7 protein-coding genes are annotated in these 10,457 nt (G+C 32.9%); 4 read left to right on the top strand and 3 right to left on the bottom strand.

Annotated features, from left to right (window positions below):
- The first annotated feature begins 147 nt into the window (after positions 1–147).
- The 3 genes from KHA98_RS13075 to KHA98_RS13065 all read left to right on the top strand — a co-directional run bounded on the left by KHA98_RS13075 (position 148) and on the right by KHA98_RS13065 (position 6,506).
- Positions 148–876: an LOG family protein gene (locus KHA98_RS13075; protein ID WP_213258371.1), complete on the top strand. Its 729-nt coding sequence runs from the start codon at positions 148–150 to the stop codon at positions 874–876.
- 282 nt (positions 877–1,158) lie between these two features.
- Complete coding sequence (locus tag KHA98_RS13070; RefSeq protein WP_213258370.1) at positions 1,159–3,906, top strand: gluzincin family metallopeptidase; 2,748 nt, start codon at positions 1,159–1,161, stop codon at positions 3,904–3,906.
- Between the two features lie 188 nt (positions 3,907–4,094).
- Positions 4,095–6,506, top strand: a complete 2,412-nt coding sequence (locus tag KHA98_RS13065) for an alpha-ketoacid dehydrogenase subunit alpha/beta (protein WP_213258369.1) — start codon at positions 4,095–4,097, stop codon at positions 6,504–6,506.
- 95 nt (positions 6,507–6,601) lie between these two features.
- Here the strand turns inward: KHA98_RS13065 and KHA98_RS13060 are convergent, their stop codons facing one another.
- A complete protein-coding gene (locus tag KHA98_RS13060; RefSeq protein WP_213258368.1) occupies positions 6,602–6,961 on the bottom strand; it encodes a hypothetical protein in 360 nt (119 codons plus the stop codon).
- A 178-nt stretch (positions 6,962–7,139) separates the two neighbouring features.
- Positions 7,140–7,874: a 3-deoxy-manno-octulosonate cytidylyltransferase gene (gene kdsB / locus KHA98_RS13055; RefSeq protein WP_213258367.1), complete on the bottom strand. Its 735-nt coding sequence runs from the start codon at positions 7,872–7,874 to the stop codon at positions 7,140–7,142.
- Between the two features lie 134 nt (positions 7,875–8,008).
- On the opposite strand from kdsB, the gene KHA98_RS13050 reads away from it, so the two are divergent.
- Positions 8,009–9,343, top strand: coding sequence for an outer membrane protein assembly factor BamB family protein (locus KHA98_RS13050; protein ID WP_213258366.1), 1,335 nt, complete (start codon positions 8,009–8,011; stop codon positions 9,341–9,343).
- A gap of 188 nt (positions 9,344–9,531) precedes the next feature.
- Here the strand turns inward: KHA98_RS13050 and KHA98_RS13045 are convergent, their stop codons facing one another.
- Positions 9,532–10,344 (bottom strand): class I SAM-dependent methyltransferase, encoded by an 813-nt coding sequence (locus tag KHA98_RS13045; RefSeq protein ID WP_213258365.1) that lies wholly within the window; start codon positions 10,342–10,344, stop codon positions 9,532–9,534.
- Positions 10,345–10,457: the final 113 nt, after the last annotated feature.

The following is a 10,457-nucleotide window of genomic DNA, read 5'->3' as shown; positions in this document are numbered from 1 at the left end:
GAACGGCATCTCACGATTTAGAAAAACAAGGCTTTTTAGCCGTAGTTTTTGTTTATCGGGAATATAGTGGACAGCAGGATTAGCTCCTTAAATCTAACTATACGTAATAATGACAGCTTAATAAAATAATAAATTAAAATACCTAAAATGAGATTAGAAGATTTTGATAATGATGAAGACAAAGTAATTCAGGACAGTTTAAAACAAAAAACCTGGAATGAAATTAGAACCAATGACAGCTGGGCAATTTTTAAAATTATGTCTGAGTTTGTAAACGGTTACGAAAGTATGGGACGTATTGGCCCATGTGTTTCTATTTTTGGATCGGCACGTACAAAACCAGATGATAAATATTACTTACTGGCTGAAAAAATTGCTTTTAAAATTAGTAAAGCAGGATATGGTGTAATTACGGGAGGAGGCCCGGGAATTATGGAAGCTGGAAATAAAGGTGCACATTTAGGTGGCGGAACTTCTGTTGGTTTAAATATCGAATTGCCTTTTGAACAGCATTTTAACCCATATATTGATCATGATAAAAACCTGAATTTTGATTATTTCTTTGTGAGAAAAGTAATGTTTGTAAAGTATTCTCAGGGGTTTGTGGTTATGCCTGGAGGTTTTGGAACTTTAGACGAAATGTTTGAAGCGATTACCTTGATTCAGACTAAGAAAATTGGAAAATTCCCAATTATATTGGTTGGAGTTGAATTTTGGTCAGGTTTATTTGAATGGGTAAAAACAGTTTTGGTTGAAAAAATGCACACTGTAAGTCCTGAAGATTTGAACTTATTTAAAATTGTTGACACAGAAGACGAAGTAGTTGATGTTTTGGATAAATTCTACAAGAAATACGATTTAAGTCCAAATTTCTAAAATACATATTAAACCACGTAAGTGCTTTAAGTAATTTAAATAGAGAGCAAAATAACTTTATTTACAAGTACTTACCTCACTTATATGGTTAAAATTTAAGAGCTGTTTTTTAAAACAGCTTTTTTTATGCTATTTTTACAAAAACCGAATCAATATTTTAATCGTAACTTTAGATAGATTTATAATTTTTTACGCCATTATTTGAAATCAATTTACAAAATTATAATCCTATGCGTTGTTTTATTACACTCAATAAAACAATACGCACAACATCAGTCAAAGATGGATGTGGCGGTAAATCTTGAACTTAAAACATTAAATGTAAAACAAGATATTACCTATTACAATACTTCTAATGACAGCATAGATTCTATTGTTCTGAATGATTGGAACAATGCTTTTTCTAATAAAAATACACCTTTGGCGAAACGTTTTTCTGATGAGTTTTACCGAGGATTTCATTTAGCAAAAGAAACGGAAAGAGGAAATACAACTATTTTAAGTCTGACCGATTCAAATTTCACAGCACTTGAATGGGAAAGAACAGAGAAAAATCCTGATTATATTACCGTAAAATTAAATCGAAAACTGCAACCGGGCGAACAAATCGATTTGCATATTACTTATATTCTGAAAATTCCAAGTGATAAGTTTACCCATTATGGTTTTAATGCAAATGGAATGAACTTAAAAAACTGGTTTTTAAGCCCTGCCCGTTTTGAGGATCACAGTTTTATTAAATACAGTAATTTTAATCTTGATGACATTGCCAATGCCGTAATGGATTATGATGTTGAAATAAAAGTTCCGAACAGCCATTCTGTGACAACAGATTTAAATTCCGTTTCAAAAGACATATCAAATTCAACTTTTACCAATTATTTATTTTCAGGAAAAAACAGAACCGATTTTAGTTTAATCATTGAAAAACAAAATAATTTCAGGAGTTACGACAATGGGACAATTGAAGTTTTATCTGATTTGAAGAATAAAAAAATCAGTGAAATACAAAAAGCAGTTGTTATAGACAGAGTTGCAAAATTTGCTAATGATTTTATCGGTCAATATCCGCATCAGAAAATTACAGTTTCGCAAGCAGATTATGACCGAAATCCATTCTATGGATTAAATCAGCTTCCTTCATTTATCAGTCCATTTTCAGATGAGTTTATGTTTGAAATTACTTTCTTCAAAACGTATCTGAATAATTATCTAAAGAATAGTTTGCGACTGGATCCACGAAAAGACAATTGGGTTTATGACGGGATTCAGATTTTTGCCATGATGAAATATATGGAGGAAAATCATTTGGATGAAAAAATGTTGGGAAGACTTTCTGAAATAAAACTCTTTAAAAGTTATAATATAACCAATCTGACTTTTAATGAGCAATACAGCTATTATTATATGTTAATGGCTCGTAAAAATCTAGATCAGCCTTTGGGAGACCCAAAAAATACTTTGATAAAGTTTAACGAACAAATTGCGAGTAAATATCGTGCAGGTTTAAGTTTAAGCTATCTAGATGATTATTTAAATCATAATATTGTTCCGGAAAGTATTTCTGAATTTTATAATCTGAATAAAACAGAACAGACAAACCGTTATGATTTTGAAAATATTCTAATCAAAAAATCTCCAAAAAACATCGACTGGTTCTTTAAAACTATTATTGATTCACGAGATATTATTGACTACAAATTTGGGCACGTTTCCCGAACGGCTGACAGTGTTCAATTTTCTATAAAAAACAAAACCGGTATTTATGCTCCAATTCCAATTTATGGTGTTAAAAAGAAAGAGGTTGTTTTTAAAAAATGGATTGAGCCAACAAAAGCGGATTCTGTTTATCAATTTGACCGAAAAAATGCAGATAAAATTGTTATTAACTACGATAACGAAGTTCCCGAATTTAACCAGAGAAACAACTGGAAGTCTTTAAAAAGCATTGCAATTACCAATCGTCCGATAAAATTCAATTTTGCAAAAGATTTAGAAGATCCTTATTACAATCAGATATTATACATACCTACATTAACGTATAATTACTATGACGGTTTTACTCCCGGAATTCGTTTTCACAATAAGACGATTCTGGACAAACCTTTTAATTTTGATATCAATCCTGCATATTCAATTAAAGCCGGAACAATATCTGGTTCTTCGGCTTTTTCATGGAGTCAGTATTATCGCAATAGTACACTTTATAATGTAAAATATTCTATTAGTCAAAATTATTACCATTACGCTCCAGATGCTACTTATTTACGTTTAAATCCGATGGTTCAGTTTCGCATTCGCGAAGAAAACTTCAGAGACAATAGAAAGCAGCTTATTTTATTACGACAGGTTATTGTAAACAGAGAAGAAAGTGACTTTATTACTGATAATTCTAAACCTAATTATTCTGTTTTCAATGCCCGCTATTCTAACACAAAAACAGAATTGGTAGATCATTTTAGTTTTATGACTGATGTACAATTTTCCGGTGATTTCGGAAAATTATCCGGTGAAGTAGAATACAGAAGATTATTTGAAAATAACAGAAAATTAAATGTGCGTTTATACGCCGGAAGTTTCTTGTATAATAGCACTAATTCAGATTATTTTAGCTTTGGTTTAGACCGACCAACTGATTATCTTTTTGATTACAATTTTTACGGAAGGTCTGAAAGCACAGGTTTCTTTAGTCAGCAATATATTATGGCCGAAGGAGGTTTTAAATCAAAACTAGAACCAGCATATGCCAATCAATGGATGGCAACTTTAAATGGAAGCTATGCCATTTGGAACTGGATTGAAGTTTATGGCGATGTTGGTTTCTTAAAAAATAAGCATCAAAAAGACTTTTTTGCCTACGACAGCGGAATCCGTTTAAATTTGGTTCAGGATTACTTTGAATTTTATTTTCCGGTTTATTCGAATAACGGATGGGAGATTACTCAAAATAAATACAACGAAAAAATTAGATTTGTTCTCACTTTCTCACCAAAAACATTAGTCAATCTTTTTACTCGAAAATGGCTTTAATCGAATAAATTTTAGAAAAAACCTTGAATTATTCTCAGTAATTTTAAAATTTAAACAACAATAACATAAATAAAATACGTAGTTTTTTGAATTTAAATACAAATAATTAAATTATATTTATTTTAAAGAATTATGATTATTGATTGTTTTTAAGTAATTTCGCAGTCTCAACATGACCCTACAAGATTATGATAAAAGAAAAAAACAATACTACTTTAACATTTGAAGATTTCAAAACTGAGGTATTGAACGACTACAGAATTGCAGTAACTAGCCGTGAATGTAGTCTTTTAGGTCGTAAAGAAGTACTAACTGGTAAAGCCAAGTTTGGAATCTTTGGAGACGGAAAAGAAGTACCGCAGCTTGCCATGGCAAAAGCCTTTAAAAATGGAGATTTCCGTTCCGGATACTATCGTGATCAGACTTTTATGATGGCGATTGGAGAATTGACTCCAAAACAATTTTTTGCTGGTTTATACGGTCACACCGATTTAGATTTTGATCCAATGTCTGCGGGAAGACAAATGGGCGGACACTTTGTAACGCACAGTTTGAACGAAGACGGATCATGGAAAGATTTAACAAAACAAAAAAATTCAAGCTCAGATATATCTCCTACAGCCGGACAAATGCCTAGATTATTAGGTTTGGCTCAGGCTTCAAAAATTTACAGAAACGTTGACGGAATTACCATCAAAGACAAATTTACTGTAAATGGAAACGAAGTTGCATGGGGAACTATAGGAAATGCAAGTACATCTGAAGGTTTGTTTTTTGAAACTATAAATGCTGCCGGAGTTTTACAGGTTCCAATGGTGATGAGTGTTTGGGATGACGAATACGGGATTTCTGTACATGCAAGACACCAGACAACAAAAGAAAACATTTCTGAAATCTTAAAAGGATATCAAAGAGATGAGGATGCAAAAGGTTACGAAATTTTCAGAGTTAAAGGTTGGGATTATGCCGAACTGGTTTCTACTTATGAAAGAGCCGGAGCTATTGCGCGTGAAGAACATATTCCGGTTTTAATTCACGTAAATGAATTAACTCAACCTCAGGGACACTCTACTTCTGGTTCTCACGAACGTTACAAAAATGGAGAAAGACTGGCTTGGGAAAGAGATTTTGATTGTATCCGTCAGATGCGTTTATGGATGATCGCTATCAATATTGCATCTCCTGAAGAACTTGCTGAAATTGATTTTGAATTAAAGAATGAAGTAATGCAGGCTAAAAAAGAGGCCTGGAACTCCTTTATTAATCCAATTATTGAAGATCAAAAAAATCTTCTGGCTTTATTAGAACAAATTGCAGAAGCAAGTATCAACCATAAAGACAGAATTAAAAAATACATTTCTGAATTAAATGCTATTAAAGCGCCTTTAAAAAAGGAGTTACTGGTTTATGCACGTAAGATTTTACGTTTCATCGAAGTTCCAAATAGCAAGACTTTATTAGCGGACTGGATTACCAATTATATTGAAATTACGCAGCCGAAATTCAGCAGTAATTTACACTCTGCTTCAGATAAAAATGTATTTTCTGTAAAAAAAGTACTTCCTGAATATGGTGAAAATACAAAACCAGATTCTGACGGTCGTATGATTCTTCGTGATAACTTTGATGCTTTGTTTTCTAAATATCCTGAAACTTTAATTTTTGGTGAAGATGTTGGAAACATTGGAGATGTTAACCAAGGTCTGGAAGGAATGCAGGAGAAATACGGAGAGCTTCGTGTTGCCGATGTTGGTATTCGTGAAGCAACCATATTAGGTCAGGGAATTGGAATGGCATTAAGAGGTTTACGTCCGATTGCTGAAATTCAATATTTAGATTATCTATTGTATGCTATTCAGATCATGAGTGACGATTTAGCTACATTACAATATAGAACTGTTGGAAAACAAAAAGCACCATTAATCATCAGAACACGCGGACACCGTCTAGAAGGTATCTGGCATTCTGGTTCACCAATGGGAATGATAATCAACGCTATTCGCGGAATTCATGTTTTGGTTCCAAGAGATATGACTCAGGCTGCAGGATTCTACAATACACTTTTAGAGTGTGATGAACCGGCTTTAGTTATTGAATGTTTAAATGGTTACCGCTTAAAAGAAAAAACACCTTTGAACTTTGGTGAATTTAAAACGCCAATTGGTGTTGTTGAAACATTAAAAGAAGGTACCGATATTACTTTAGTTTCTTACGGTTCAACTTTAAGATTGGTACATCAGGCAGCAAATGAACTTTTAGACTTAGGAATTGACTGTGAAGTTATTGATATTCAATCTTTACTTCCTTTTGATGTAAATAAAGATATTGTAAAAAGTATTGCAAAAACAAATCGTCTTTTAGTAATCGACGAAGATGTTCCTGGTGGAGCTTCTGCTTACATCATGCAACAAATTCTTGAAGAACAAGATGCTTACAAATATCTTGACAGTAAACCGCAAACTCTTGCTGCAAAAGCCCACAGACCAGCTTATGGAACTGATGGAGATTATTTCTCTAAACCTTCTGCCGAAGATATTTTTGAAAAAATCTACAGCATGATGAATGAAGTTAATCCTTCTAAATATCCTAGTTTATATTAAGGATTTAGTTCGATTGTAAATATAAAAAAGCTCCAAAATTTGGAGCTTTTTTTGTGATTTAACGCAAAGTTTGTCATTTCGACGTGAGGAGAAATCTAATTATCAAGCATACTAATACTATAAACAAGTTTTTTATCTCTAAAAACAAGCATATCAGTTGAATTCTTTCTCTTCACCAAACTATCTCCTGAACTCAATTCAACATTACTTTTCGGAAAGAAATTTATCATTTCATTTCCATTAGAGAGTTTAACTTTTGGTGTCATATGATTTGACTTATCGATATATTTATCAATTACAATTGTCTCAAATTCTTCATTTAATACTTCATCTATTTTTTGATTTTCAAAATATCCAAAACCATTCAATATAAAAATGAAAGCAAAAACAAAAACCAACATAACAACAATAATAATTTTGTCTTTTTTACCTAAAATTTCCTCCAATCCGTCCATTTTCTAAATTTTGATTAAGACTTAAATTATAAAAATATTGAAAATCTTTGTAGAATTTCTTGCGAAGATTTCTCCTTACGTCGAAATGACACGAAATGCGTTTAATATTAAAAATCCGTTTTAAAACCGCGCTTTCGCGAAAGCGAATCCGTTTAATCCGCGTGCTATTTCACGCAATCTATCTAGAAGCCAAAATAGCCCTCGCCTTTTCTAAATCTTCAACCGTATCAATTCCGATTCCAACGTGCGTTGTTTCAACCATTTTGATGCGTTTTCCGAATTCTAAATAGCGTAATTGCTCTAGCTTTTCAGAAGCTTCCAAAGACTTCATTGGCAGACTGTAGAAATCCAGCAAAGCCTGTTTTCTAAAAGCATAAATTCCGATGTGTTGGAAATATCGAACGCCAACATCTTTATCTCTTGGATACGGAATCACTGATCTTGAAAAATACAAAGCAAACTGTGATTGGTCTACCACAACTTTTACATTATTAGGATTATTGATTTCTTCTTCATTTGTTATTTCACGCATAAGCGAAGCCAAATCAACCTTTTTCTCCTTATCATTTTTAAAAACAGACAAAACTTGTTCTAATGGTGCGGCTTCTGTAAAAGGTTCGTCACCTTGCACATTTACTACAATATCAACATCGAGATTAGCAATTGCTTCTGCAATACGGTCACTTCCTGATTCATGTTCTTTGATACTCATAATTGCTTTTCCGCCATTCGATACAATTTCATCAAAAATCAAATCAGAATCCGTTACAACAAACACATCATCAAATAAATTTGTCGAAACCGCAGCTTCGTATGTTCTTAGAATTACCGTTTTGCCTCCCAAATCCTGCATCAGCTTTGCAGGAAAACGTGTTGAAGCATATCGCGCCGGAATAACCGCTATTATTTTCATTATAAATCAATTTTTAAAGTCAAACAAATGTAAGTATTCAAATCTTAGATAAAAAACATAATTCAAATAGATCGTTACAAAACTGATTGGCAGCATTTTAAAAAATACATTATATTTATAAGAAAAAAGAAGCCATGAAAAAAGCATTGATTTTATTATTGTTTTTAGTGAATTTAGGTTTTAATTATTCGGCTTTAAGCCAAAATAAAAACAAAACAATCAATGCATTCTCAGACAGACTTTTTAGCGGAAAAGGATATCAGCCACTGGCAGATTTAAAATGGAAATTTAAAACCAATGGCAAGATTTTTTCTTCTCCTATTGCTCAAAACGGAATTGTATATATCGGAAGTGAAGACGGTTTCTTTTATGCAATTGATGAGAAATCCGGTAAACAAAAATGGAAGTTTAAAACAAATGGAGCCATTCATAGCTCTGCATCCATTTCTGAAAACATCCTTTATTTCGGAAGTTTTGACGGGTATTATTATGCCGTAAATGCAACAACCGGAAAGCAAATCTGGAAATTCAAAACCAAAGGTGAACACTGGTACAGAGAGGTTGGAATGTGGGGAATGAAACCAAATGACATGCTAATGAACGATTTATGGGATTTTTATTTATCATCTCCTGTTATTTTCAAAAACAACACTACATCCTTGACCATTTTTGGAAGCAGCGACGGAAATATCTATGCAGTAGATTCAAAAAATGGTGCTTTAAAATGGACTTTCAAAACCCATGAACCGATTCATAGTACTCCTGTTATCGAAAAAGAAATTTTTTATTTTGGCGGATGGGACGGGATTTTCTATGCTTTAAATTGTAAAACAGGAAAAGAAAAATGGCGCTATTCAACTGACGTTAAAACTGGTTTTAAAGGCATTCAGGCTTCTGCTGTAGTATCAAATGGAATAGTTTATTTTGGAGCAAGAGATCCTTATTTATTTGCACTTAATGCTGATACCGGAAAATTAGCTTGGAAATACAATGCTGAAAATTCATGGATTTTGAGTTCGGCGGTTGTAAAAGATAATACCATTTATGTTGGAACTTCTGATACATACGCATTATTAGCGCTTGACGCGAAAACAGGAAAGGAAAAATACCGATTTAAAGGAAATGGCTATATCTATTCTTCACCAGCAATATCAGGAAATACAGCCTATTTTGGGGATTTTACTGGTAACTTTTTCGCTTTAAATCTACTTTCAGACGGAAAAGAATCCTCTTTTGTAAGTACTGAGAACCGAGAAAAATATGCTACCGAAATCCTCAATAACAACCATCTTGATTTTGCACATGCTTCTAAAGATGCAGATTTAACGATTTATCCCGAAAACCTTAAAGTAATGGATGAATTTTATAAACTGGGACCAATTGTTTCCTCACCATTTATAAATAACAATACTGCTTATTTTGGTAGTGCAGATGGATATTTGTATGCTTATAATTTGAAAGGTGAATAATTCTATTAGTGAATCTCTGTGGCAGAATTGCTACACAATGTCACGCAAAGATTTTCGCAGAGATTCACTAAGTTATAATTACATTATTTTTACTGAGGTCATACTTTATGAGTCTACTAATAATTTATTATTAAACAAATCTAGCTCATCGGTAAAAACCTTCTTGCCTTATCTATTAAGACAAAAAATTAAGCCAAAACTGTAACACGAAGATAAGTTGCGGGAATTGATGTAGAATTTTTGTCATCACTTTGGTTTTGGCTATTAACTAATCCTTCAAGTTTAGCATACAAATCCGAAGTTTTTCCATTTTGTTCAGCAGCCTCAAAAGCATTCATCGTTGGGCCATAGAAATTTTTTAATCGATTTAGCCACTCCGAAGGTGGAAATGCAGCTTTAAACGTAAAGGTATCTCTTTCAAAAGAAATATTTTCTTTAGGAACACCCGCATTTGTGAATCTTTCAATTACGTTATCCTCAATACCCCAAAGCATTGGACTTACAAAACCTTCAGGAGGCGGAGGTGTAAATTCAGAACTAATTTTCAAAATTTGTGCAATCAACGTTGGATCTCCCGGTATCCAATTACCCATAATAATTTTACCTCCAGGTCGTGTGACACGCACCATTTCTTTAGCAACATCAAAAGGCTTTGGTGCAAACATTGCCCCAAAAATACTCATCGTAACATCGTAAGATTGATTTTTTAGTTCATTTAAATCAGTTGCGTCACCTTCTTGAAATACAATATTAACCAGTCCTTCTTTTTTTACTCGAAGATTACCAGCTTCAACTAAATTTCTTGCTATATCAACGCCTAAAACATTGGCTCCTAATTTTGCTGAAGGTATTGCGGTAGTGCCATCGCCACAGCCGAGATCTAAAACGTTAAGATTTTCTCTAATTCCAATTTTGGCAACCAATTCCGCACCACTTTCTCTCATAGATTCTGCAACGCGCGTAAAATCGCCTTTTTCCCATAATGCTTTGTTTGGATTCATCTTAGTTTTATCAGTGATTATAGTGCTGATGCCGCACTCTTACTTAATTTGTAAACATCTTCTATCAATTTTTAAATTATCACCAGTTAATCACAAAAGGCATTTAAAAAAAC

It is taken from the genome of Flavobacterium branchiicola (assembly GCF_018383905.1).
Classification (GTDB): Bacteria; Bacteroidota; Bacteroidia; order Flavobacteriales; family Flavobacteriaceae; genus Flavobacterium; species Flavobacterium branchiicola.
Note: the sequence above shows the minus strand (reverse complement) of the source record. Positions and strands in the feature narration are given on the sequence as shown.

Bases quoted from the DNA above. Each gene is read 5' to 3' on its own strand.
- KHA98_RS13075 (WP_213258371.1), top strand. From the start codon at position 148: ATGAGATTAGAAGATTTTGATAATGATGAAGACAAAGTAATTCAGGAC.
- KHA98_RS13070 (WP_213258370.1), top strand. From the start codon at position 1,159: ATGGATGTGGCGGTAAATCTTGAACTTAAAACATTAAATGTAAAACAA.
- KHA98_RS13065 (WP_213258369.1), top strand. From the start codon at position 4,095: ATGATAAAAGAAAAAAACAATACTACTTTAACATTTGAAGATTTCAAA.
- KHA98_RS13060 (WP_213258368.1), bottom strand. From the start codon at position 6,961: ATGGACGGATTGGAGGAAATTTTAGGTAAAAAAGACAAAATTATTATT.
- kdsB (WP_213258367.1), bottom strand. From the start codon at position 7,874: ATGAAAATAATAGCGGTTATTCCGGCGCGATATGCTTCAACACGTTTT.
- KHA98_RS13050 (WP_213258366.1), top strand. From the start codon at position 8,009: ATGAAAAAAGCATTGATTTTATTATTGTTTTTAGTGAATTTAGGTTTT.
- KHA98_RS13045 (WP_213258365.1), bottom strand. From the start codon at position 10,344: ATGAATCCAAACAAAGCATTATGGGAAAAAGGCGATTTTACGCGCGTT.